The 24108-nt window shown below is 73.6% G+C and carries 18 protein-coding genes; 12 read left to right on the plus strand and 6 right to left on the minus strand.

What is annotated here, in order from left to right:
• The first annotated feature begins 19 nt into the window (after window positions 1-19).
• Window positions 20-295: a hypothetical protein gene (locus O7628_RS01700; RefSeq protein ID WP_074474246.1), complete on the plus strand. Its 276-nt coding sequence runs from the start codon at window positions 20-22 to the stop codon at window positions 293-295.
• A gap of 468 nt (window positions 296-763) precedes the next feature.
• Here O7628_RS01700 and O7628_RS01705 read toward each other — a convergent pair whose 3' ends face one another.
• Window positions 764-1474: an HAD family hydrolase gene (locus O7628_RS01705; RefSeq protein ID WP_278127823.1), complete on the minus strand. Its 711-nt coding sequence runs from the start codon at window positions 1472-1474 to the stop codon at window positions 764-766.
• 64 nt (window positions 1475-1538) lie between these two features.
• Window positions 1539-4283 carry a glucosidase gene (locus O7628_RS01710; RefSeq protein ID WP_278127824.1) on the minus strand — a complete coding sequence of 915 codons (2745 nt, stop codon included), beginning with the start codon at window positions 4281-4283 and terminating at the stop codon, window positions 1539-1541.
• 42 nt (window positions 4284-4325) lie between these two features.
• On the opposite strand from O7628_RS01710, the gene O7628_RS01715 reads away from it, so the two are divergent.
• From O7628_RS01715 to O7628_RS01760, 10 genes are all read left to right on the plus strand, one after another.
• Complete coding sequence (locus tag O7628_RS01715; RefSeq protein WP_278127825.1) at window positions 4326-6269, plus strand: amylo-alpha-1,6-glucosidase; 1944 nt, start codon at window positions 4326-4328, stop codon at window positions 6267-6269.
• A 162-nt stretch (window positions 6270-6431) separates the two neighbouring features.
• Complete coding sequence (locus O7628_RS01720; protein WP_278127827.1) at window positions 6432-7763, plus strand: glycosyltransferase family 4 protein; 1332 nt, start codon at window positions 6432-6434, stop codon at window positions 7761-7763.
• Between the two features lie 79 nt (window positions 7764-7842).
• Complete coding sequence (locus O7628_RS01725; protein WP_278127828.1) at window positions 7843-9651, plus strand: serine/threonine protein kinase; 1809 nt, start codon at window positions 7843-7845, stop codon at window positions 9649-9651.
• Window positions 9652-9872: 221 nt separating this feature from the next.
• Window positions 9873-10682 carry a metal-dependent hydrolase gene (locus O7628_RS01730; RefSeq protein ID WP_278127829.1) on the plus strand — a complete coding sequence of 270 codons (810 nt, stop codon included), beginning with the start codon at window positions 9873-9875 and terminating at the stop codon, window positions 10680-10682.
• 214 nt (window positions 10683-10896) lie between these two features.
• Window positions 10897-12018, plus strand: a complete 1122-nt coding sequence (locus tag O7628_RS01735; protein WP_278127830.1) for a LacI family DNA-binding transcriptional regulator — start codon at window positions 10897-10899, stop codon at window positions 12016-12018.
• Between the two features lie 36 nt (window positions 12019-12054).
• Window positions 12055-13359, plus strand: a complete 1305-nt coding sequence (locus O7628_RS01740) for an extracellular solute-binding protein (RefSeq protein WP_278127831.1) — start codon at window positions 12055-12057, stop codon at window positions 13357-13359.
• 61 nt (window positions 13360-13420) lie between these two features.
• The gene (locus tag O7628_RS01745; protein WP_074474254.1) at window positions 13421-14383 is read left to right on the plus strand and encodes a sugar ABC transporter permease; all 963 of its coding nucleotides are present in this window, start codon (window positions 13421-13423) and stop codon (window positions 14381-14383) included.
• Window positions 14383-15276: a carbohydrate ABC transporter permease gene (locus tag O7628_RS01750; RefSeq protein ID WP_074474255.1), complete on the plus strand. Its 894-nt coding sequence runs from the start codon at window positions 14383-14385 to the stop codon at window positions 15274-15276. The genes O7628_RS01745 and O7628_RS01750 overlap by 1 nt, the downstream gene beginning before the upstream one ends.
• A complete protein-coding gene (gene yicI / locus O7628_RS01755; RefSeq protein ID WP_278127832.1) occupies window positions 15273-17510 on the plus strand; it encodes an alpha-xylosidase in 2238 nt (745 codons plus the stop codon). Before O7628_RS01750 ends, yicI begins: the two co-directional genes overlap by 4 nt.
• Complete coding sequence (locus O7628_RS01760) at window positions 17507-18916, plus strand: GH1 family beta-glucosidase (protein WP_278127833.1); 1410 nt, start codon at window positions 17507-17509, stop codon at window positions 18914-18916. Before yicI ends, O7628_RS01760 begins: the two co-directional genes overlap by 4 nt.
• A gap of 65 nt (window positions 18917-18981) precedes the next feature.
• On the opposite strand, the gene O7628_RS01765 is transcribed toward O7628_RS01760, so the two are convergent.
• Entirely contained in the window at window positions 18982-19941 is a 960-nt protein-coding gene (locus tag O7628_RS01765; RefSeq protein WP_278127834.1) for a YafY family protein, read from the minus strand.
• Between the two features lie 43 nt (window positions 19942-19984).
• On the opposite strand from O7628_RS01765, the gene O7628_RS01770 reads away from it, so the two are divergent.
• Complete coding sequence (locus O7628_RS01770; RefSeq protein WP_278127835.1) at window positions 19985-20437, plus strand: VOC family protein; 453 nt, start codon at window positions 19985-19987, stop codon at window positions 20435-20437.
• Window positions 20438-20893: 456 nt separating this feature from the next.
• Here O7628_RS01770 and O7628_RS01775 read toward each other — a convergent pair whose 3' ends face one another.
• From O7628_RS01775 to O7628_RS01785, 3 genes are all read right to left on the minus strand, one after another.
• Entirely contained in the window at window positions 20894-21487 is a 594-nt protein-coding gene (locus O7628_RS01775) for a nucleotidyltransferase family protein (RefSeq protein ID WP_278136180.1), read from the minus strand.
• Between the two features lie 97 nt (window positions 21488-21584).
• A complete protein-coding gene (locus O7628_RS01780) occupies window positions 21585-23261 on the minus strand; it encodes a bifunctional 3'-5' exonuclease/DNA polymerase (RefSeq protein WP_278127836.1) in 1677 nt (558 codons plus the stop codon).
• 43 nt (window positions 23262-23304) lie between these two features.
• Window positions 23305-24108 (minus strand): carbohydrate ABC transporter permease, encoded by an 804-nt coding sequence (locus O7628_RS01785; RefSeq protein WP_229405276.1) that lies wholly within the window; start codon window positions 24106-24108, stop codon window positions 23305-23307.

Raw genomic sequence — 24108 nt, forward strand, 5'->3', positions numbered from 1 at the left:
GCCGACGAAGGGAGCGCCGATGTCGGAGCCACATGTCACGCTCGATCCGAGCGGGCTCGACCCCGTGCAGCGGAAGCTGCGGGGCCCGCTGGAGGATCAGCTGACCTCGGCCCTGCAGGCGGCCACGGGACGGGTCCGGTCGAGCTACGCGGGCGAGCCGGTCGAGCAGGTCTGCCAGCGGCTGCTGGACGAGACCCGGTCCGGTCTGCACCCGGACATCGCGGCCGGCTTCCAGCCGGACATGGACGAGTTCTGCCGGGTGGCGGTGGCGATCGTGCGGGGCGAGGTCGCCTGACCGGCGCCCGCTGCGGGCACGGTCAGGACCGGGTCCGCAACTCCCCGGTCCTGACCCACCAGCCGTCCGGTGTGGCAGCGGATCGCCGCCGGTGGGCGCGCGGGCGGGACACGCCGCCCACGCCGGGGCCCACCGGTGGCGACGCGGCCCGCCTGCACTCAGCTCCACGGTGCGCCACCGCCGGACTTCGGCGCGTTCCCGACTCACCCCGAGGAGCCGCGAACGCCGGGCCAGGTTAGGCAGGGGGGCACGGGCGGGACAAGCCGCCGGGACCGCCCGCGGCGGCGTTTGTCGACCACGTCGAAAACCGGCAGGAGGGCGTAACACGGGCAGCCGCGCGGGCGCTGTTCCCCGTCGGGAGCGGGTGCGTCCGGCGGGCCCGTGGCCGCGTCGGGCGCGGGCGGCCCGTGGCCACGGTCGGGCCGACGCGGGACCGCGCCCGCGGCCCCGGTCGGGCGGCCCGGCGGCTCAGAAGTGCCGCACCAGGTCGCCGAACGCGGCCAGCCGCAGCACGCCCGGGTCGGTCGGGTCGAGGTCGTCGTGCTCCAGCACCCAGGTGTTCTCGTTGGGGATGAACACCGCCCACATGCCGGCGGCCCGCGCCGGCAGGATGTCCGACTTCGGGGAGTTGCCGATCATCCAGGCGGACCCCGGGTCGAAGCCGTGCTCCCCGGCGAGCCACCGGTAGGTGTCGACGTTCTTCTCCCGCACGATGTGCGCGGTGTGGAAGTGGTGCAGCAGCCCGGACGCGTCGAGCTTGCGCTGCTGCTCCTCCCGGTCGCCCTTGGTGAGCAGCAGCAGCCGGTGCCGCTCGGCGAGCGCGTCGAGCGTCTCGGCCACCCCGGGCATCAGCTCGACCTGGTGGTTGACCAGCGCCTCGGCCAGGGCGTCGATCTCCCGGCGCTCCGCGGCGGAGGCGGGCCGCTGGCGCAGCCGCTCCAGGCACTCGCCGAGGCTGCGCAGGAAGACCTTGCTGCCGTAGCCGTGGACTGCCGCGTTGGCCCGCTCGATGTCGTCGAGGATGGCGCGGATCTGCGCCCGGTCCAGCGTCGGATGGTCCAGCCAGCCGAGGAAGTCGTCGATGACCCGCTCGAAGACGACGTTGTTCTCCCACAGCGTGTCGTCGGCGTCGAAGACCAGCACCTGCGCGTCCCGCCGACCCGGCGTGCCCTGTCGCATGTCTCTCCCCTCCCGTGTGGCCCGGGACACCGTACTGCCGACGGCGCGGTACAGGCACGCCCTTTCACGCCGGGTCGGCCCCCCGCCGGTGACGCAGCGTGAGGATCAGGTCGGCGACCAGGGCGGTCCAGCCCGTCTGGTGCCACGCGCCCAGGCCCGCGCCGTTGTCGCCGTGGAAGTACTCCGGGAAGCTGATCAGGTCCCGCCAGTCGGGGTGGGTCTGGAAGAGCTGGGCGGCGCCGTAGATGGGCCGCCGCCCCCAGCCGTCCCGGGTGAACAGCGAGATCAGCCGGACGGAGAGGTCGTCGGCGATCTCGTCGAGGGTCCGCTTCACCCCCGAGCGGGTCGGGTACTCCACCTGGAGGTCGTCGCCGAAGAACGCCGCGTAGTCGCGCAGGGCGCTGATCAGCAGGAAGTTGGTCGGCATCCAGATCGGGCCGCGCCAGTTGGAGTTGCCGCCGAACAGGCCGCTGGTCGACTCGGCCGGCTCGTAGCCGACGCTGAACTCCTGCCCGCCGAGGGTGACGGCGAACGGCTTGTCCAGGTGGGCGCGGCTGAGCGTGCGCAGGCCGTACTCGGAGAGGAACTCCTCGGCGTCGAGCATCCGGGCCAGCAGCCGGACGATCTTCTCCGGCCCGACCATGGTCAGCAGCCGCTGCTGGCGGCCGTCCGGGCCGATGCGGCGGGCGCCGATCACGTCGGCGTACTCGGGGCGGTGGGTGAGGAACCAGCGCAGCCGGGCCCCCAGCTCGGGCAGCCGGCGCAGCGTACGCGCGCTGAGCCGGGTGGTCGCCGCCAGCGGCAGCAGCCCCACCACCGAGCGGACCTTCAGCGGCACCTTGCTGCCGTCGGCCAGCCGCAGCACATCGTAGAAGAACGCGTCCTCGTCGTCCCAGAGCCCCTGGTCGTACGCGGCGGCGGCGATGTAGGCGAAGTGCTCGAAGAACTTGGTGGCCGTGTCGACCCAGGTGCGGTCGTGTTCGGCGAGCACGACGGCGATGTCGAGCAGGTTGAGCGCGTACATGGCCATCCAGCCCGTGCCGTCGGACTGCTCCAGCGTGCCGGCCACCGGCAGCGCCGCCGAGCGGTCGAACGGGCCGACGTTGTCCAGCCCGAGGAAGCCGCCCTCGAAGACGTTGTTGCCGCCGGTGTCCTTGCGGTTGACCCACCAGGTGAAGTTGAGCAGCAGCTTGTGCATGACGCGGGCCAGGAACTCGTGGTCGCGGGAGCCGTCGATCTCGAAGACCCTCAGCGCCGCCCAGGCGTGCACGGGCGGGTTCACGTCGCCGAACGCCCACTCGTACGCCGGGATCTGCCCGTTGGGGTGCAGGTACCACTCGCGCAGCAGGAGCAGCACCTGGGACTTGGCGAACCCGGGGTCGACGCGGGCGATGCTGACGCAGTGGAAGGCCAGGTCCCAGGCCGCGTACCAGGGATATTCCCACGGGTCGGGCATGGAGATCACGTCGAAGCTGGTCATGTGCCACCAGTGGCTGTTGCGCCCGTGCCGGCGGCCGGCGGGGGGCGTGGAGCCGGGGTCGCCCTCCAGCCACCGCTTCACGTCGAAGTGGTAGAACTGCTTGCCCCACATCAGCCCGGCGATGGCCTGCCGGGCGACGAGGGCCTCGTCGGCGGTGGCCGCGGCCGGGATGACACCGTCGAAGAACCGGTTCGCCTCGGCCCGCCGCGCCCACACCACCGCGTCGAAGCCGGCGGCCAGGTCGGCGGCCGGCGGCGGCGTCCCGCCGGGTGGCGGCGCGGTGCGGGTCAGCCGCAGCCGGATCTGCCGGTGCCCGCCGGCCGGCACGTCCAGGACGTAGTGCAGCGCCCCCTTGGTGCCCTCCCGCTCGGGGTTGACCGTGGCCGCGCCGCCGACCACGTGGTCGTTGATCCCGTCCTTCGGGTACGGCGAGCGGCCGGGCAGCCCCCAGAGCCGCTCGGCGTTGGTGTCGTTGTCGCACAGCAGCGGCACCGGGTCGCCGTCGCCCTCCAGCAGGATCTGGCCGAGCACCCAGTGCTCGCCGACGAGCCGGGCGCCGACGCCGGCCCCGGCGGCGGAGCCAACGAGCCGGGGCACCCGGTCCCCGCCGGGCAGGCCCCACGCCCACGTGTTGCGGAACCACAGCGACGGCAGCACGTGCAGCCGCTCGTCGGTGTCGCCCCGGTTGGCGACGGTCACCACGATGCACATGTCCGTCGGGGACGCCTTGGCGTAGTCGACGGTGACCGCCCAGTACCGGTCGTCGTCGAAGATGCCGGTGTCGACCAGCTCGTACTCGGTGTCGTCGCGGCCGCGCAGCGCGTTGACGGCGACCAGCTCGTCGTAGGGGAAGGCGGCCTGCGGGTAGTGGTAGCGCCAGCGCATCCACGAGTGGGTGGGCGTGGAGTCCAGGTACCACCAGTATTCCTTGGCGTCCTCGCCGTGGTTGCCGCCGTCGCCGCCGAGGCCGAACATCCGCTCCTTGAGGATCGGGTCGCGGCCGTTCCACAGGGCGAGGGCGAAGCAGAACGTCTGCCGGTCGTCGCAGACGCCCGCCATGCCGTCCTCGCTCCAGCGGTAGGCTCTGGACCGCGCGTGGTCGTGGGGGAAGTAGTCCCACGCCGTGCCGTGCTCGCTGTAGTCCTCCCGTACCGTCCCCCACGCCCGCTCGGACAGATAGGGACCCCATGCGCGCCAGTCCTGCTCCCCCGAGTCGGCCTGGGCGAGCCGGAGCCGTTCGGCGTCGGGTGCGGGCGCGTGGGAGGGAGGCACGTCGGTGATCACGTGCCTATCTTCGGTGCCGCCGGGGTACTTCACCACAGCGGCCATTCTCGTCGTGGCGTGTTACACCTCGCCGCCGCTGGAGGAAAGTTGATCGACATTCGTTTCGGTCCGCAGGTGTGCGGGGAGCTGACGGGCGGGGCCACCAGGGAGTGGCTGGTCCCGGACGGCCTGGGTGGGTACGCCATGGGGACCGTGAGCGGACTGCGCACGCGCCGCTACCACGGGTTGCTGGTGGTCGCCGGACAGACGCCGGCGTCCCGGAACGTGGGACTGGTCAGTCTCGATCCGGCGGTCGTCCTCCCCTCCGGGGCGCGGCTGCGCCTCGGGGCGCACGAGTGGTCCTCCGGCGACGTGGACCCGCGCGGCTTCGAGCTGTTGGAGCGCTTCGACCTGACCGACGGGCTGCCGCGCTGGCGGTGGCGGGTCGGCGACGTGGTGATCGAGCGCGAGCTGGCCATGGCGTACGGGCGCTCGTGCGTGGCGGTGGTGCACCGGCTGGTGTCCGGCGGCCCGGTCCGGCTCGACCTGTCGGCGGCCTGCACCTGGCGCGACGCGCACGGCGAGCGGCGCGCCGACGGCCCCGCCCCCCGGGTGGAGCCGGTGGACGGCGGCGCGGTGGTGGAGGGCGCGTTCCGCCTCGCCGGGCCGGACTGGACCCCGGAGGGGCAGTGGTGGCTCGGGGTGCACCACCGCGAGGAGGCGGCCCGGGGCCTGCACCCGGACGACGACGTCTGGCACGCCGGGCGGTTCTCGGGCGCGCTGGAGCGCCCCGGCGACACGGTGTCGGTGCTCGCCTGGGCGGGCGACCTGGCCGCCCCGCCGCCCCCGGCGGAGGAGGTCGTCGCGGCGGCGCGGCGGCGCAACCGGCAGGTGGTGGCGCGGGCCGAGCCGGCGGACGCGGTCGAGGCCACCCTCGCGCTGGCCGCCGACGCGTTCGTCGTGCGCACCGCCGCCGGCCCGGACGTGGTCGCCGGCTACCCGTGGTTCGGCGCGTGGTCGCGGGACACCATGACCTCGTACGAGGGCTTGTTCCTGTGCGCGAACCGGGCCGACGAGGGCCGGGACCTGCTGCGGGCCTACGCGGCGACGCTGTCGGAGGGGATGCTCGCCAACACGGCCGACACCGGGCGGGTCGAATACAACACGGTCGACGCCGCCCTGTGGTTCCTGCACGCGGTGAGCCGGCACGTCACCGTCACCGGCGACACCGACCTCGGCGACGAGCTGCTGCCCGCGCTGCGCGGGATCGTCGACGCGTACCTGGCCGGCACCCGGTACGGCATCGCCGTCGACCCGGCCGACGGCCTGGTCGCCCAGGGCGGCACCCCGGGCACGGCGCTGACCTGGATGGACGCCCGGGTCTACGGGGTGCCGGTCACCCCGCGCACGGGCAAGCCCGTGGAGATCAACGCGCTGTGGGTCAACGGGCTCGCGGGGCTGGCCGAGCTGACGGAGCTGGCCGGGGGCGACGCCGCCGAGCTGTGGCGGCTGCACGGCCGGGCCACCGCATCGTTCGCCGCGCGGTTCCCGTCCCCGGTCGGCTGGCTGCACGACGTGGTGGACGCGCCCGCGCCGGCGTACCCGCTGGGCGGCGCGCCGTTCCACGACGACGACCTGCTGCGCCCCAACCAGCTCCTGGCCTGGTCGCTGCCGTACGCGCCGCTGGAGCCGGACGAGCCGACGCTGCGCCGGGTCGCCGCCGGGCTGCTCACCCCGCTGGGCCCGCGCAGCCTCGCCCCCGACCAGCCCGGCTACACCGGCCGGCACCGGGGCGGGCCGGCCGAGCGCGACGGCGGCTACCACCAGGGCACGGTGTGGCCGTGGCTGCTCGGGCCGTACGTCGACGCGGCCCGCCGGGCGAAGCTGCCGGTGGACGACCTGTTCGTCGGCGTGGAGGCGCACCTGACCGAGCACGGGCTGGGGTCGGTCAGCGAGACGGCCGACGGCGCGGCCCCGCACGCGGCGACGGGCTGCCCGTTCCAGGCGTGGTCGGTGGCGGAGGTGCTGCGCGCCCGGCGGGTGCGCCGGTAGCGATCTCGGGTGTGCCGGTAGCGCTTTACATCCCGGCAACGGCGACGTCTCCGCCGGTTTTCCGGCCCAGGGCAGGATGGGCCCGAGATCCAGGCGCGTCGGCGGCATCCGTCCCACGGGTGCGGCCGACGCGCGCGCCGGAGACAATTCCAAGGGGGCCGCATGTCACCTGACGCCGAAGTGATCGACATCAACCCGGCCCGGCACCAGCGCGTGCTCATCCTCTCCTGGGAATATCCGCCGGTGCTCGTCGGCGGCCTCGGCCGGCACGTGCACGCCCTCTCCGTCGCCCTGGCCGCCGCCGGCCACGAGGTCACCGTCGTCACCCGCCACGCCGACGGCGCGCCCCTGGAGGAGTACGCCGACGGCGTCCGCGTCCTGCGCGCCGCCGAGGACCCGGTCGCCTTCCCCCTGGCCACCGGCAGCCTCCTCGCCTGGACCATGGCCTTCAACCACACCCTCACCCGCGCCGCCCTGCGCGCCACCGAATCCGGCAGCTACGACGTCGTCCACGCCCACGACTGGCTCGTCGCGCACACCGCGATCACCCTCGCCGAGCACCTGGACCTGCCGCTGGTGACCACGATCCACGCCACGGAGGCGGGCCGGCACCAGGGCTGGCTGCCGGAGGAGATGAACCGCACCATCCACGGCGTCGAGCACTGGATCAGCGGCGAGTCGACCCGGGTGATCGCCTGCTCCGGCTACATGCGCGACCAGATCAGCCGCCTGTTCGACGTGCCGGCCTCCCGGGTCGACGTGGTGGCCAACGGGGTGGACGACCGGCTCTGGCGGGCCCGGCCCCGGGCGGTCGCCTCGGCCCGGGCCCGGTTCGCCGGCGACGGCCCCCTCATCGGGTACGCGGGCCGGCTGGTCTACGAGAAGGGCGTGCAGCACCTGATGCACGCCGTGCCCCACCTGCGCGAGCGGCACCCGGGGCTGCGGGTGGTGATCGCCGGCGACGGCCCTTACCGGCAGGAGCTGGTGGAGCAGGCGCAGCGGCTGCACCTGGGCGACACGGTGCGCTTCGCCGGCTTCCTCGACTCCAGCCAGCTCCCGGCCATGCTGGCCGCCACCGACGCGACCGTGGTGCCGAGCCTCTACGAGCCGTTCGGCATGGTCGCCCTGGAGGCCGCGGCGGCCGGCGCGCCCCTGGCGGTCGCCTCCACGGGCGGGCTCGCCGAGATCGTCGAGCCCGGGGTCACCGGGGTGACGTTCCCGCACAGCGACCCGGACGCGCTGGCGGGCGCGGTCGACCGGCTCATCGGCGACGAGGTGTTCGCCCGCCGGGTGGCCCGCCGGGCCCGGACGATGGTCAGCGAGCGGTACGGCTGGGCGACCATCGCTGCCCACACCGCGAGCAGCTATGCCGCCGCCCGCCGCGAGCACGGCTCGTTCCAGGCCCGCCGGGCGGCGAGCCGGCTGGGCGCGGGGCGGCCCCGGATCGCCATCCCGGAGGGGAACCTGCTGGCGGCCGGGCACGCGGCCTGCTGAGGGCTTGCCGACCTGTCGTCCGATTGGTCCCTGCCGATCCGCTGGCTATGGTGTACGTCCGCCAGCGGTGAGGAGAACGGTGCAGCAGGTAGTGATCGGCGGCCGGTACCGCCTGCTCGACCTCGTGGGTCGCGGCGGCATGGGTAAGGTGTGGCGTGCCAGGGACGAGATGCTGCACCGCGACGTCGCGGTCAAGCAGGTCGTCCCGCCGGCCGTGCTGGCCGGCGACGAGCTCGACGAGTTGCGCCTGCGTACCCTGCGGGAGGCGCGCACCACGGCGCGGCTCAACCATCCCAACGTGGTCCGGGTCTACGACGTGGTGCCGGTCGACGGCGACCCGTGGTTGATCATGGAGTACGTGCCGTCCCGGTCGTTGCAGCACATCCTGGACACCTCCGGGCCGCTGCCGCCGCGGCGGGCCGCGGCGGTCGGGCTGGCGCTGCTGGCCGCGCTGCGCGCCGCGCACCAGGCCGGGGTGCTGCACCGCGACGTCAAACCCGCCAACGTGCTCGTCGCCCACGACGGGCGGGTGATGCTCACCGACTTCGGGCTCGCGGTCTTCGACGGCGGGGACGGGGTGATGACCCGGCCGGGGCTGGTGCTCGGCTCCCCGCAGTTCGTCGCACCGGAGCGGGCCGCCGAGGGGATCTCCAGCATGGAGGCCGACCTGTGGTCGCTCGGCGCGACCCTGCACGCGGCCGTCGAGGGCAAGTCCCCGTACGCCCGCAGCACCGCGATGGCGACGCTGAGCGCCCTGGCCACCCAGCCGCCGGACCCGGCGCCGCACGCCGGGCCGCTGCGGCCGGTCCTGGTCGGCCTGCTGCGCCGGGACCCACGGCGGCGCATCGACCACGAGGAGACCCGACGCCGGCTGGCCCAGGCCGCCGCGCCGGGCGCCGATCCCTCGCCGGTCACGATCGCCCCGCAGGCGACGGTGGTCCCGCCGGACGCGGCCCCGCCGGACGGCCCGGCCGGGCCCGCCGACGCGGACCGGCTGGTCGTGCCGGGCTGGTCGGCCGGGCCGCCGGGGCGCGACGCGCCGGCGGGGCGGAAGCCGGCGGGGACGGGCCCGGCGCGGGACGGGCCGACGCCGACCGCGCCGTCGGGCCCCGCCGCCCCGGCGTCGGCCGACGTCCCGTTCGTCATCGCGCCGGCCGGTCCGGCGGACGCCGTCGCGCCGGCCGGGCGGCGCTGGCCGCTGGCCGTGTCCGGCGTGGTGATCGTGCTGCTGGTCGCGCACGCCGTCGTGTTCGCGTTGTTCCGCCCCCACACCGGCCGCGAAGCGTCGCCCCCGGCCACGCCCGGGGCCGGGCCGGGTCCGTCGGCGGCCGGGCCGATGCTGCCGCCGCTCGTGACGGGCGTGCCGCCCCCGCCCTTCCCCTGCCTGCGGCCCTACCCGTTCGGCGTGCCACCCCCGACGGTCGCGCCGGCCCCGGACGACCCGCTGCGCCCACCGTCCGGCTGGTCCTGGTACGCCGACCCGGCCGGGTTCCGGCTCGCCGTGCCGCCCGGCTGGCGGCAGTACCGGGACGGGAGCGCGGTCTGCTTCCAGGACCCGTCCGCCCGGCGGATCCTGACCGTCGCGCCCGCCGGCGACCGGGCCGCCGCCCCGCTGGATCAGTTGCGCGCGAACGAGCGCCGGGCACAGGAGGCGGGGGCCCTCCCCCGGTACGAGAGGATCCGGCTGGCGGAGGCGGCGGGCCGGGGGGCGGAGTGGGAGTGCGCCTGGGACGCGCCGCTGGGTGCGCGCCTGCGCGGGGCGCAGCTGATCCCGTTCGGCGCCCGCTCGTGGTCGCTGGCCTGGAGCGGCCCCGAGGAGGAGTGGGACGCCGGTGCGGCCGATCGGGAGACGATGCGGTCCAGCTTCCGGGTCGCCGGCACGGCCTGAGCCGACCCGAGCAAGATCGTCTGCTGTTCAGCGAGAGGAACCCCGGCGTGTCGCGCCGCTGAGCGACAGACGATCACGGAACGGCCCGGCGCAGAAGCGTCCTGCGCCGCGGGCGGCCGCGACACCGTCCGGTGTGGACCATCCAGGTGATTGCTCCCCGGCGGGGACTCTGCCACAGTGGCGTAGTTTGTGGATCAAGACCCTGGGGAGGGCGAGGCGTCATGATGGGACCGTCCCACGCGCTGTCGGGCGCGGCGGTGTGGCTGACCGGCTCCTGGGCGCTCGACCAGTTCGCCGACTACCACCAGTCGCCGCTGGCCCTCGCCGTCGGCACCGCGGTCTGCGCCGGTGGGGCGCTCTTCCCCGACCTCGACCTGTCGGGCAAGGTGACCCGCAACCAGGGCGGGGCCACGGTGGCCCGCACGTTCGGGGTGGTCAGCCTGTTCGTCGCCGAGGTGATGGAGAAGATCTCCCTCGGCGTCTACTACGCGACCAAGCTGAGCAAGGACCCGCGCCGCAACAACGGCCACCGCACCCTGACCCACACGATCCCGTTCACCGTGCTGGTCGGCTGGGGCACCACCGCGCTGTGCGCCGCGTACGGCAAGTGGGCCGTGGTCGGCATCCTGTTCTTCATGTTCGGACTGGCCCTGCGCGGGCTGTTCGACCGGTGGGCGGAGCGCGCGGGCTGGGTGATCGTGACCCTGGCCTCGGCCGCCGCCGCCTGGTACACGTTCGCCAACCTGCCCGGCGACCGGGGGTACCCGCTGATCGGGCTGGCCGTCGGGGTGGGCTGCTTCGTGCACATCCTCGGCGACATGATCACCCGGGCCGGGGTGCCGATCCTGTGGCCGATCCCGATCAAGCGCCGGATGTGGACGATGGTCGGCCTGCCGAACAGCATCGCCCTGCGCACCGGCAGCAAGACCGAGGTGGTCGTGCTGCGGGGCGTGCTGACCGCGATCTCCGTGCTCGCGGCGGTGGGGCTGGTCGCCCCGTCGGTGCTGCGCAGGTTCAACATCGAGATCTGAGGCTCCGCCCGTCGCCGGGCCGGTCCCGCCCCTCAGCGCGGCGCTGCGCCGCCCCCTGGAGCGGGTCGGCCCGGCGACCCGTTTTCGTCATCGGCTATTGACGCCCTCGTAACACGTGCCCTACGGTCTGTCGAAACGCTTCGACTAACCGTTTCGACTAGGCGTTTCGACGCCGGTCGGGACCCGCCCGGCGGGCCGCCGAGGGAGGTGCGCGATGGCCACGATGCACGACGTCGCCCGGCTCGCGCGGGTCTCCGTCAGCACGGTGTCGTACGTGCTGACCGGCGCGCGGCCCATCTCCCAGGCCACCCGCGACAAGGTGCGCGCCGCGATGGCGGAGCTGGACTATCAGCCGCACGCGATGGCCCGGGGGCTGGCCAGCCGGCGCAGCCGCATCCTCGGGCTGCTCCTGCCGATCGACGACCGCGGCCTGGGCGCCACCGAGACGGCCTTCGTCACCGGCGCCGCCGCGGCGGCCAGCGCGGCGGGCTACCACCTGGTGCTCTCCCCCGTCGACGCCGACGACCTCGACGGCCTGCGGCGGCTGGCCAGCCAGCGCATGCTCGACGGCGCGCTGCTGATGGAGGTGCAGCTCGACGACGACCGGGTGGCCGTGCTGCGGGAGGCGGGCGTGCCGGTGGTGCTCATCGGCCGCACCGGCGACACCACCGGCCTGTCGTACGTCGACATCGACTTCGACCGCACCGTCCGCGACGCCGTCGCGCACCTCGTCGGCCTCGGCCACCGGCGGATCGTCTACGTCAACCACTCCGCCGCGACCATCGCCGAGGGCTACGGCCCGGCGCTGCGCACCCGCGACGCGTTCGCCGCGGCGATGGCCGCGCACGGCGTCGAGCCGCTGATGATCCCCGCCGAGGACAGCGCGGCGGGCGGGCGGGCGGCCCTGGCGACGGCGTTCGACCGGGCCCCCGACCTGACCGCCGTCCTCGCCATGAACGAGCGGGCCGTGTTCGGCATCCTCGGCGGGCTCGCCGGGCGGGGCCTCACCGTGCCCGACGACGTCTCGGTCGTCTCCATGGTCACCTCGCCGCAGGTGGCCGAGCTGGCCACCCCCGCGCTGACCGCGATGACGTCGCCCGGCTCGGCGCTGGGGCGCATCGCGGTCGAGGCGCTGCTGCGCCACCTGGAGCTCGACAGCGCCCCGATCCACCAGGAGCTGCTGCCGTGCACGTTGGAGGTCCGCGGATCCAGCGGCCCTCCCGGTCGCCCGACGGGGGACACCACCGGAACGGTCGACGCGGCCGGTCCGGAGGCGTCGGGAACGACGAGCAGGAACACAGCCCGTCGCCGCGCTGCCACGCGACGACGGGCCTAGAGGAGTACCGGCTCGATACTCACGAGGAGAATGGTAATGCAACGATTCCGCACAGTCGTCGCGGCGGTGACCCTCGCCGTCGCCGCGGCGGCGTCCCTGACCGCCTGCGGTGACGACGCCGACGAGGGCGCCAGCGGCGCGAAGGTGCTCAAGCTCTGGCACTACGAGGGCGAGACCAGCGCCATGGGCGTCGCGTGGGACAAGGCGATCGAGGTCTTCAAGCAGGAGCACCCGGGCGTCGAGGTGCGCTTCGAGCGCAAGGCGTTCGAGCAGATCCAGCAGAACGCCGGGATGATCATCAACTCGTCCGAGGGCCCGGACGTGATGGAGTACAACAAGGGCAACGCCACCGCCGGCCTGCTGTCCAAGCAGGGCCTGCTCACCGACCTCACGGCCGAGGCGACCAAGCGCGGCTGGGACAAGACGCTCAGCCCGAGCCTCCAGACCACCGCCAAGTACGACGACAAGGGCGTGATGGGCTCCGGCAACTGGTACGGCGTGCCCAACTACGGCGAGTACGTGATGGTCTACTACAACAAGGACCTGTTCGACAAGAACGGGGTCAAGGTCCCGACGACGCTCGACGAGCTGACCGCCGCGATGGACGCGTTCGTCGCCAAGGGCGTCACCCCGCTGGGCACCGCCGGCGCCGAGTACCCGGCCGGGCAGCTGTTCTACCAGCTCGCGCTCGCCAGGGCCGACCGGGCGTTCGTCGACAACTACCAGCTCTACAAGAACCCGGTCGACTTCAAGGCCGACCCGCTCAAGTACGGCGCGGACACGTTCGCCGAGTGGGTGAAGAAGGGCTACGTCGGCAAGGGCACCGCCAGCGCCAAGGCCGAGGACATGGGCACCGCGTTCATCGCCGGCAAGACCCCGATGATCGTCTCCGGGAGCTGGTGGTACGGCCGGTTCAAGGCCGAGATGAAGGCCAACTGGGACAGCTTCCTGTTCCCCGGCAACAAGCTGCACGCCGGCTCGTCCGGCAACATCTGGGTGGTCCCGGCGACCAGTAAGGCCAAGGACCTGGCGTACGACTTCATCGACATCACCATGCGCCCGGAGATCCAGGCCCTGATCGGCAACAACGGCGGCGTCCCGGTGTCCGCCGACCCGTCGAAGATCACCGACCCGAAGGACAAGAAGCTGATCGAGAACTTCAACGCGATCAGCTCCACCGACGGGCTGGCCTTCTACCCGGACTGGCCGGTCCCCGGCTACTACGACGTGCTGGTCTCCGGCTTCCAGGGCCTGATCAATCAGTCGAAGTCCCCCGACCAGGTGCTCGACGCGATCGCCAAGCCGTACGACGAGGGCGTCGCGGAGATCAAGCGCGGCTGACGAGGACGCCCGGCGGGCGCGCCCTGCGCGACGCGCCCGCCGGCGCACCGGAGGGACCATCATGGCTGCAACCGACGCCCTCGTCACCCGGGGCGACACCGACCCGAAGGGCCGCCGGGGCCCGCGCCGCCGCCGCGGCGACGCCGGATACTGGCTCTACCTGCTGCCCGGCGCGGTGCTCTTCGCGCTGGTCATCGGCGGGCCGCTGCTGTTCACCGGCTATCTCTCGCTCACCCGCTGGTCCGGCATCGGCGACCCGACGTTCGTCGGGCTGGAGAACTACCAACGCCTGCTCGACGACACCGTCTTCTGGCAGTCGTTCCGCAACACCCTCGCCATGATCGTGGCGATGGTCGTGGTGCCCACCGTCGTCGGCCTGGTGCTCGCGGCGGTGCTGTTCGACACCATCGGGCGGCGCTTCAAGCCGCGCACCGCCAACGCGCTGCGGGCCGCGTTCTACCTGCCGCAGGTGCTGCCGGTCGTGGTGGCCGGCATCGTGTGGGGCTGGATCCTGCGCCCCGACGGAGCCCTCAACGGGCTGCTCGACGCCGTCGGGCTCGGCGCGCTGACGCACGACTGGCTCGGCGACCCCGACACCGCCCTGCCAGCGGTGATGGGCGTGATGATCTGGGTGCAGATCGGCTACCCGGTGGTCGTGTTCATGGCCGCGTTGCAGCGGGTCGACCCCGAACTGTACGAGGCTGCGGAGATCGACGGCGCGGGCTGGGCCCGCCGGTTCCGGGCGATCACCCTGCCGCAGATCCGACCGGAGACGTTCGTCGTCGCCCTCACCTGCACCATCGCCGCGATGAAGGTGTTCGGGCCGATCTACGCGCTGACCCGGGGCGGCCCGGAGAACGCCACCAACGTGCCGTCGTACTTCGCGTACTACACGTTCTTCAAGAAACTCCAGGTCGGGTACGGGTCGGCGATCTCGACCGTGCTGACACTGATCATCGTGGTGGTGGCGCTGCTGTTCATCCGCGCGCAGCACCGCGCCGAGCGACGGGACGGGAGCGCCTGATGTCCGTCACCCTCACCCCCGCCGAGGCCCCCGCGAAGACCGGCCGGGCCGCCCGGGTGCCCGACCGGCACCACCGGGGCGTCGGCCGCTGGATCGTGCTGGCCGTGGTCACCGCCGGCGCGGTGCTCATGCTGGTGCCGTTCGTGTTCATGCTGCTCAACGCGTTCAAGACGCCCGGGCAATACTCGACGGACGGGCCGCTGAGCTGGCCGTCGGAGTTCTACACCCAGGGCCTGCGCACCTACTGGACGCAGGTCGACTTCCCGCAGAAGCTGTGGAACTCCGCGCTCATCGCCGGCTCGGTCGCGGTGCTCGCGGTCGTCGTGTCGCTGCTCAACGCGTACGCGCTGGGCATCGGCCGGGTCCGGGGCCGGCTCTGGATCGTCGGGGCGTTCCTGCTGGCCAACATGCTGCCGCAGGAGTCCCTCGTCTACCCGCTCTACTACTTCGCCAAGGAGGTGGGCCTCTACAACACCCGGCTCGTCGTGATCATCATCTTCACGGTCATCCAGAGCGCGTTCGGCACGTACCTGCTGGCCTCGGTGCTCGGCACGTTCCCCAAGAGCCTGCTGGAGGCGGCGGCGCTGGACGGGTCCGGCAAGTGGACGATCCTGTGGCGGGTCGTCCTGCCCAACGTCCGGCCCACCCTCGCCGTGCTGCTGGTCTTCTTCTTCATCTGGACCTGGAACGAGTTCCTGATCCCGCTGGTGATGCTCATCGACAACCAGACCCAGACCATCCCGGTGGCCCTCGCGTCGTTGCAGGGCGACCGGCTGATGGACGCCCCCACCACCAACGCCGGGGCGCTGATCAGCCTCGTCCCGGCGATCGTGTTCTTCCTCATCTTCCAGCGCACGCTGAGCCGCGGCATCACGGTAGGAGCCGAGAAGTGAAGTTCACCGACGGGTACTGGCAACTGCGTCCGGGGGTCACCGTGCTGCGCCCCGGCACAGTCGAATCGGTGGAGCCGGACGAACGCGGCTTCACCGTCTTCGCGCCGACCGGTCAGATCACCGGGCGGGGCGACACCCTCAACCGCCCGGTCGTCACCGTGCAGTTCTTCTCCCCCGCCCCCGGCGTCATCGGCGTGACCGTCGGGCACCACAGCGGCGGGCTGCCGAAGCAGCCGCGCTTCGCCCTCGCGGCCGGCGACGACCACCCCGTCACCGTCGAGGTCACCGGCGTCAGCGCCGCCCTGACCACCGGCGAGCTGACCGCCCGCGTCACGCTGGTCGACCGGTGGCGGGTCGACTTCCTGCGCGGCGACCGGCTGGTCACCTCGTCCACCGAGCGCAGCGTCGGCGTCGTCACCGACGGCGAGGGCCGGCACTTCGTCCACGACCGGCTGGCGCTGGGCGTCGGGGAGACGATCTACGGCCTCGGCGAGCGGTTCGGCCCGTTCGTCAAGAACGGCCAGACCGTCGACATCTGGAACGCCGACGGCGGCACCGCCAGCGAGCAGGCGTACAAGAACGTGCCGTTCTATCTCAGCAGCGCCGGCTACGGCCTCTTCGTCGACCACCCCGAGCACGTGTCGTTCGAGGTCGGCTCGGAGGTCGTCTCGCAGGCCCAGTTCAGCGTCGAGGGGCAGTCGCTGACCTACTACCTGATCGACGGGCCCACCCCGAAGGACGTGCTGCGCCGCTACACCGCCCTCACCGGCCGCCCGGCCCGCGTCCCGGCCTGGTCGTACGGGCTGTGGCTGTCGACGTCGTTCACCACGTCGTACGACGAGAAGACCGTCACCGAGTTCATCGACGGGATGGCCGAGCGGAACCTGCCGCTGTCGGTGTTCCACTTCGACTGCTTCTGGATGCGGCAGTTCCACTGGGTCGACTTCGTGTGGGACCCGGCGACCTTCCCCGACCCGGAGGGGATGCTGCGCCGGCTGCACGAGCGCGGCCTGAAGGTGTGCGTGTGGATCAACCCGTACATCGCCCAGCGGTCGTACCTGTTCGAGGAGGGCCGGCAGGCCGGCTACCTGGTGCGCAACCCCGACGGGTCGGTCTGGCAGTGGGACAAGTGGCAGGCCGGCATGGCGCTCGTCGACTTCACCAACCCCGACGCGGTGGCCTGGTTCAACAGCAAGCTCAAGGTGCTGCTCGACATGGGCGTCGACTGCTTCAAGACCGACTTCGGCGAGCGCATCCCCACCGAGGTGGTCTGGCACGACGGGTCCGACCCGCAGCGGATGCACAACTACTACGCCTACCTCTACAACAAGGCCGTCTTCGAGCTGCTGGAGGCCGAGCGCGGCGTCGGCGAGGCGGTCGTGTTCGCCCGCTCGGCCACGGCCGGCGGGCAGCAGTTCCCGGTGCACTGGGGCGGCGACTGCGAGTCGACGTTCGTGGCGATGGCCGAGTCGTTGCGCGGCGGGCTGTCGCTGTCGGCGTCCGGGTTCGGCTACTGGAGCCACGACATCGGCGGCTTCGAGGGCACCCCCGACCCGGCCGTGTTCAAGCGGTGGATCGCGTTCGGGCTGCTCTCCTCGCACTCGCGGCTGCACGGCTCCGGCTCGTACCGGGTGCCGTGGGCGTACGACGACGAGGCCGTGGAGGTGCTGCGCCACTTCACCCGGCTCAAGCTGAGCCTGATGCCCTACCTGGCGGCGGCGGCCGAGGAGGCGCACCGCGACGGGGTGCCGGTGATGCGGCCGATGATCGTGGAGTTCCCGGACGACCCGATGGCCGCGTACCTCGACCGGCAGTACATGCTCGGCCCCGACGTGCTGGTCGCGCCCGTGATGAGCGCCGACGGGGAGGTCACGTACTACGTGCCCGCCGGCACCTGGACCAACCTGGTCAGCGGCGCGCAGCTCACCGGGCCGGCGTGGGTGACCGAGAAGCACGGCTACGACAGCCTGCCGGTGCTGGCCCGCCCCGGTGCGGTGATCCCGTTCGGCGCGACGCACGACCGGCCCGACTACGAATGGGCCGACGGCGTGCGGCTGCGGCTGTTCGCGCCCGTCGAGGGCCAGCGGACCCGGGTGCGCATCCCGTCGCCCGGCGGCGGGCCGGGGGCCGAGTTCGAGGTACGGTACGACGGCGGGACGGCCGCCGTGGACGTGGTGGCCGGCGCGTCGTCCGGCTACGACTGCGACGTGGTGGGGACGGAGGCGAACCGGTGACGCGAGTGTTTCCCGAGGGCTTCGTGTGGGGCTCGGCGACGGCGTCGTACCAGATCGAGGGCGCGGCCACCGAGGACGGGCGGGGCCCGTCGATCTGGGACACCTACAGCCACACCCCCGGCCGCACCCTCAACGGCGACACCGGCGACGTGGCCGCCGACCACTACCACCGCTGGGCCGAGGATCTGGGGCACATCGCCGAGCTGGGGCTGTCGGCGTACCGGTTCTCGATCTCCTGGCCCCGGGTGCAGCCCGGCGGCTCCGGCGCGTTCAACCGGGCCGGGCTGGACTTCTACTCCCGGCTCGTCGACGGGCTGCTGGAGCGGGGCGTGCGGCCGGTGGCCACCATGTACCACTGGGACCTGCCGCAGGAGCTGGAGGACGCCGGCGGCTGGCCGGCGCGGGACACCGCGCTGCGGTTCAGGGACTACGCGGCCGGCATCGTCGAGGCGCTCGGCGACCGGGTGCACACCTGGACGACGTTCAACGAGCCGTGGTGCTCGGCGTACCTCGGCTACGGCTCCGGGGTGCACGCGCCGGGCCGCACGGAGCCGGCCGGGGCGCTGGCCGCCGTACACCATCTCAACCTCGCCCACGGCCTCGCCGGCCGGGTGGTGCGCGAGCTGGCGCCGGCGGCGGAGCTGTCGGTGACGCTCAACCTGCACGTGGTACGGCCGGCGTCGGGCTCGGCGGCCGACGCCGACGCGGTGCGCCGCATCGACGCGCTGGCCAACCGGGCGTTCCTCGGGCCGCTGCTCGACGGGGCGTACCCGGCGGACCTGCTCGCCGACACCGCGAAGGTGACCGACTGGTCGTTCGTGCGCGACGGCGACGAGCGGACGATCGCGGTGCCGCTGGACGTGCTCGGCGTCAACTACTACTCGACCACGCTGGTGCGGGCCTGGGACGGGGTGTCGGCCCGCTCGGACAACGACGGGCACGGCAGCTCGGCGCACACCCCGTGGATCGGCGCGGACGACGTGGACTTCCTGCCGCAGCCGGGCCCGTACACGGCGATGGGCTGGAACATCGAGCCCGCCGGCCTGACCGAGCTGCTGCTGCGGCTGCACCGGGAGCACCCCGGGCTGCCGCTGATGATCACCGAGAACGGCGCCGCGTTCGACGACGTGGTCACCCCCGACGGCCGGGTCCACGACGACCGGCGGCTGGACTACCTGTACCGGCACGTCGACGCGGTCGGCGCGGCCATGGACGCGGGCGCGGACGTGCGCGGCTACTTCGTCTGGTCGCTGCTGGACAACTTCGAGTGGGCGTGGGGCTACGACCGGCGCTTCGGCATCATCCGCGTCGACTACGACACGCAGGAGCGGATCTGGAAGGACAGCGCCCACTGGTACCGGGGCCTGGCCACCACGGGCCGGCTGGAGCCACCGGCCCCCGCCTGACCGGCCCGCGCGGCGGAGCCGTTCGTCCGCCCGGCGGCGAGCGGCTCCGGCTCCGGCGCGTTCCGTCAGCCGGGGCCGGCCATCGCCGCAAGGCGGCGGGCGAGCCGCGCGAGGGCCTGCCGCAGCTCCGCCGGCTCCAGCACCTCCGCCTCGAAGCCGAGCCGGGCCACGTGCAGCGCGAGCCAGTCGAGGTCGTCCCCGCCGACGACGAGCACGCACCAGCCGTCGCGGTCGTCCTCGACCCGCCCCACCTGCGGCGGCACCAGCTCCCGCAGCACGTCGGGCGGGGCGTGCACCCGCACCCGGGCGAGGTGCCGGTACGGCGCCTCGGCCACGGCCCGCCGCACGTGGGCGACCGGGTCGGGGTGCTCCCGCGCCCGGAAGCGCCACGTCGTCGCCACCGACTCGCGCATCCGGTCCAGCCGGAACGTGCGCCAGTCGCCGCGGTCGACGTCCCACGCCATCAGATACCAGCGGCGGCCGGTGGTGACCATCCGCACCGGCTCGACGGTGCGGTCGCGTTCCCCGCCGTCGCGGCCGGCGTAGCGGAACCGGACCCGCACGGCGTCGCGGCAGGCCCGGGCGAGGGTCACCAGCAACTCCGCGTCGATCTCGACGCCGGGGCCGAGCAGGGTGTCGGTGGCGGCGTGCACCGCCCGCACCTCGGCGCGCAGCCGGGCGGGCAGCACCTGGTCGAGCTTGGCCAGCGCCCGCAGCGCCGCCTCCTGCGCCCCGGCGACCGTGCCGCCCGAGGCCAGCCGCAGGGACACCGCCGTCGCGATCGCCTCCTCGTCGTCGAACAGCAGCGGCGGCAGCCGGGTGCCCGCGCCGAGCCGATAGCCGCCGCCGACGCCCGCCGTCGCGTGGACCGGGTAGCCGAGCGCGCGCAGCCGCTGCACGTCGCGGCGCACCGAGCGGTCGGTGACCCGCAGCTCGGCGGCGATCTCGGCGGCGGTCCAGGACGGTCGCCGCTGCAACAGCGCCAGCAGCCGCAGCACCCGCTCGGTCGTCGCCTCGACGGTCACCCGTCGATCGTTGCACAGATCTAGGAACGCCCCTGTCCGCGATATGCCGGAGGCTGACGCCATGACCGACGTTCAGATCACGTTCGACTGCGCCGACCCGGCCGCGCTGGCGGCCTTCTGGGCCGCGGCCCTCGGCCATCAGGTGCAGGCCCCGCCGCCCGGCTTCGAGTCGTGGGAGCAGGCGCTGGAGGCGATGGGCGTGCCGCCCGAGCGCCGCAACTCCGCCTCGGCGGTGGTCGACCCCGCCGGCGCCGCGCCGCGGCTGTTCTTCCAGCGGGTGCCGGAGCCCAAGCAGGTCAAGAACCGGGTGCACCTCGACGTGCGGGCCGCCCCGGGGCTGGCCGGCGACGCGCGGATGGCGGCCCTGGAGGCGGCGGCCGGGCGGCTCGTCTCGCTCGGCGCGACCCGGCTGCGCCGCCACGAGCCAACCGCACCGCTCGACGCGGGGCACATCGTCATGGCCGACCCCGAGGGCAACGAGTTCTGCCTCGACTGATCGCCCCGACCGCGCGGGCCGCGCCACTCGCAGCTCGACCACGCTGCGCAATGATCGCTGGCTGCTGGGCACAGGCCCGGCGACGTGACTCTTCGTCACACCCCCTCGACCCCACTCGACATCCCGCGCCCCCTTTGCTCTGCACCCAGATACGCAACACCGGGGATGGAGTGGTGACATTCAAGGATCCGACTGGAGCGGCGGATCCGGCATCCGACTACGTTGCGCGCCTGTTGCGCATGTGGGTGCAGAGCAAAGGGTGGCGCGGAGGAATGGCGCGGGCGAGCGTGACTGCGTTGAGTGACGCTGCTGCGATCAGGTGCCGCAGGCGGAGACGGCGTCGCCCTCCGCCCACGCCCACCTACGCCCCGACCGGCACCGCAGTTCCCCCGGATTCTTGGACGGTTCCCGTTCCGGGCGAGCAGGAACCGTCCAACGATCGATCGCGGGAACGCGCTACGCGCCGACGCGCTGGGGCGGGACGGTCAAGCCGTACAGGGCCATCAGCTCCGGGGTGTCGACGCGACTGCCGTCGGCCACCGAGTCGCAGGAGACGTCGACGATCTGGTCCTTGTGCGCCAGCAGGTAGGGCCGGGCCCCGACGTCGGCGCTGGCCAGGGTGGCGATGCCGGACCAGTGCCGGCGGCCGAACAGCATCGGGTAGCCGCGCAGCCCGTCGTAGGTGGCGCAGACCAGCGCGTCGGGGTACGGCAGCGCGGCCACCCGCCGCACGGCCGCCGGGGTGAGCCCCGGCATGTCCACCGGGACCACGACCACCGCCTCGATCCGCTTGTCGGTCAGCGCCGCGAGGCCGGCCCGGATCGACGAGCCGACGCCGGTGCCCCAGGCGCGGTTGACCACCACCGTGGCCCGGGTCAGATCGGCGGTCTGCCGCACCTGGTCGGCCGCCGCGCCCAGCACTACCACGATCTGCGCGCAGCCCGCCTCGGTCATCGTGTCGACCATGCGGTCAACCAGGGGCTGATCGCCCTGGTGGAGCAACGCCTCGGGGCCGCCGAGGCGGCGTCCGCCGCTCGCCGCGATGATCATTCCTGCGATACGCACACCGGGTGCAACGAGCACCCCCGGGATGAGTGTCGGGGCGAAACGGATATTTGCCGCACTCGGGCTGCCGCCTGCGGGCAGGTCAGGCGTCCGCGTAGCAGTCCACCACCGACAGGTCCAGCGGGAAGCGGACCGGGGTGTCGCCGAACAGCAGGGCGGTGGCCCGCTCGCCGCTGGCGCGGACCGCCTCGGCCACCGCGCCGGCCTGCCCGGCCGGGCAGTGCACGATCACCTCGTCGTGCTGGAAGAAGACCAGCTCGGCGTCGCTGCCGGCCAGCGCCGTGCGCAGCGTGGCCAGCAGCGTGGAGGCCCACTCGGCGGCGGTGGCCTGGATGACGAAGTTGCGGGTGAACCGGCCCCGGGAGCGGGCCGCCCGCGCCCGGGGCCCCTGCGGGTCGGCCGCCGCCTCCGGGTCGACGCCCGCGTCGTCGCCGTCGGCGAAGCCCGCCGCGCCGGGCGGGCAGGTGCGCCCCAGCCAGGAGCGCACCAGGCCGCCGGCCTCACCGGTGCGGGCCGCCGCCTCCACGTACGCGAAGGCCGTCGGATAGTTGCGGCGCAGCACCGCGAGGGCGGGGACCGCCATTCCGCCGGTCTGCCCGTACATCGCGCCGAGCAGGGCCACCTTGGCCCGGGGCCGGTCGCCGCCGAAGGAGTCCCGGGCCAGGGCGGCGTAGAGGTCGCCCGCCCCGCCGGCCGCGGCCAGCCGGGCGTCGCCGGAGACCGCCGCGAGCACCCTCGGCTCCAACTGGCCGGCGTCGGCGACGACGAACCGCCAGCCCGGGTCGGCCACCACCGCCCGCCGGATCACCTTGGGGATCTGCAACGCCCCGCCGCCCCGGGTGGCCCACCGCCCGGAGACGACGCCGCCGGGGACGTACTCCGGGTGGAACCGGCCGTCGCGCACCCAGGCGTCGCGCCAGGCCCAGCCGTGCGCCGTCCAGATCCGGTAGAGCTCCTTGTGCTCCAGCACCAGCGGCACCGCCGGATGGTCGACCCCGCGCAGCGCCCAGGCCCGGGTGTTGGGCAGCTCCACCCCGGCGCGGGCGAACGCCCGCAGCAGCTCGGCCGGGGAGTCGGCGTGCACCTGGCGCAGGCCGAACGCCTCGGCGATGCGGGCGGTCAGCTCGGCCAACCGGCGGGGCGGGCCGCCGACCGGGGACGGCTCGCCGAGCAGCCCGGTGAGAAGCTCGTCGTGCACCTCGGCCCGCCAGGGCAGGCCGGCCGCCCCCATCTCCGCCGCGACCAGCGCGCCGGCCGACTCGGCCGCCACCAGCAGCCGGAACCGGCCGGGATGGGCGGTGGCGGCGATCCGGTCGAGCTGGTCGGCGTACACCCGGGTCAGGGCCTCGACGCCGGGGCCCGGCGGGCCGGGCAGGGTGTCGAAGAGCGCGCCCTGGCCGTGGCCGGGGGGCTCGGCCGCGCGGGGCGGCGGGTCCGGCGGCACGGGCGCGCCGGTCAGCCGGGCCCACGCGGCGGCCGGCGAGCGGGGCTCGCCCCAGCGGCCGGCGTGCCCGAGCAGCAGCGACTCGGTCAGCTCGACGTCGTGGCAGCGGTCGAGCCGGACCCCGGCGCGCAGCAGCGCCGGGTAGACCGTGACGCCGCTGCCCCAGACCCAACGGGGGCGCGCGGCGGCCTCCCGGGCGGCGACGGCGGCGGCGAGGTCGGCGACCCGCTCGGCCGGGCCGGTGGGGCGGCCGGCGGGGTCGAGGGGCAGCAGCGCTCCCCCACCCCGGTCGTCCGCCTCCACCGCCACCAGCACGGACGCGATTCTGCCTCGACCGTACGACGCTCCCGCGCGGCGGTTACTTGCTCACCCCGGCGGTCAGGCCGGACTGCACCTGGCGCTGGAACACGATGTAGACGATGAGCACCGGCAGCATCGCCATGGTCACCCCGGCGAACAGCCCGCTCCAGTCGGACTTGTAGCCCTGGTTGACCGAGAGCTCGATGAGCCCCTGGGCGATCACCTGGTTCTTCGGCTCCCCGGCGACCGACTGCATCAGCAGCGTCGGCAGGTACCACTGGTTCCACTGGCCGAGGACGTTGAAGATGCCGATGCTGATCAGGCCCGGCTTGGCCATCGGCAGCATGATGCTGAAGAACAGCCGGCTGTGCGAGGCCCCGTCCACCATCGCGGCCTCGGCGATCGAGTCGGGCAGCGTGCGGAAGAACGAGTGCATGAAGAAGACCGTGAACGACAGCGACCAGGCGACGTAGACGAGGATCAGCATGAGGTGCCGGTTCGGGCCCAGCAGCGGCAGGACGATCCCCATGTTGTAGACGCCCTTGAACAGCGGCACGGCGGCGAGGTAGATGGGCAGGGTCAGGCCGGACAGGAACATGTAGTAGATCAGCCGGTTGCCGGGGAACTCGTAGCGTGCCAGCACGTACGCGGCCATCGAGCCGAGCAGCATGGTCAGGAAGACGCTGCCGACCAGGACCAGCAGCGTGTTGAGGAAGAACGCGCCGAGGTGCCCCTCGCCCCAGGCGCGGGTGAAGTTGTCCCAGTGCAGCTCGTCGGGGATCAGCGACAGCGGCTCGCGGATGACCTCCGAGTCGTCCTTGAACGCCGACATCACCACCCACAGCAGCGGGTAGATCACCAT

Source organism: Micromonospora sp. WMMD956 (assembly GCF_029626125.1).
GTDB classification, from domain to species: domain Bacteria; phylum Actinomycetota; class Actinomycetes; order Mycobacteriales; family Micromonosporaceae; genus Micromonospora; species Micromonospora carbonacea.

What these genes read in the sequence shown, in the direction of transcription:
- O7628_RS01720 (WP_278127827.1), top strand. Translation starts at nt 6,432, where the DNA reads ATGTCACCTGACGCCGAAGTGATCGACATCAACCCGGCCCGGCACCAG.
- O7628_RS01710 (WP_278127824.1), bottom strand. Translation starts at nt 4,283, where the DNA reads ATGGCCGCTGTGGTGAAGTACCCCGGCGGCACCGAAGATAGGCACGTG.
- O7628_RS01770 (WP_278127835.1), top strand. Translation starts at nt 19,985, where the DNA reads ATGCCGGAGGCTGACGCCATGACCGACGTTCAGATCACGTTCGACTGC.
- O7628_RS01705 (WP_278127823.1), bottom strand. Translation starts at nt 1,474, where the DNA reads ATGCGACAGGGCACGCCGGGTCGGCGGGACGCGCAGGTGCTGGTCTTC.
- O7628_RS01785 (WP_229405276.1), bottom strand. Translation starts at nt 24,108, where the DNA reads ATGGTGATCTACCCGCTGCTGTGGGTGGTGATGTCGGCGTTCAAGGAC.
- O7628_RS01700 (WP_074474246.1), top strand. Translation starts at nt 20, where the DNA reads ATGTCGGAGCCACATGTCACGCTCGATCCGAGCGGGCTCGACCCCGTG.
- O7628_RS01740 (WP_278127831.1), top strand. Translation starts at nt 12,055, where the DNA reads ATGCAACGATTCCGCACAGTCGTCGCGGCGGTGACCCTCGCCGTCGCC.
- O7628_RS01750 (WP_074474255.1), top strand. Translation starts at nt 14,383, where the DNA reads ATGTCCGTCACCCTCACCCCCGCCGAGGCCCCCGCGAAGACCGGCCGG.
- O7628_RS01745 (WP_074474254.1), top strand. Translation starts at nt 13,421, where the DNA reads ATGGCTGCAACCGACGCCCTCGTCACCCGGGGCGACACCGACCCGAAG.
- O7628_RS01735 (WP_278127830.1), top strand. Translation starts at nt 10,897, where the DNA reads ATGGCCACGATGCACGACGTCGCCCGGCTCGCGCGGGTCTCCGTCAGC.
- O7628_RS01730 (WP_278127829.1), top strand. Translation starts at nt 9,873, where the DNA reads ATGATGGGACCGTCCCACGCGCTGTCGGGCGCGGCGGTGTGGCTGACC.
- O7628_RS01775 (WP_278136180.1), bottom strand. Translation starts at nt 21,487, where the DNA reads ATGATCATCGCGGCGAGCGGCGGACGCCGCCTCGGCGGCCCCGAGGCG.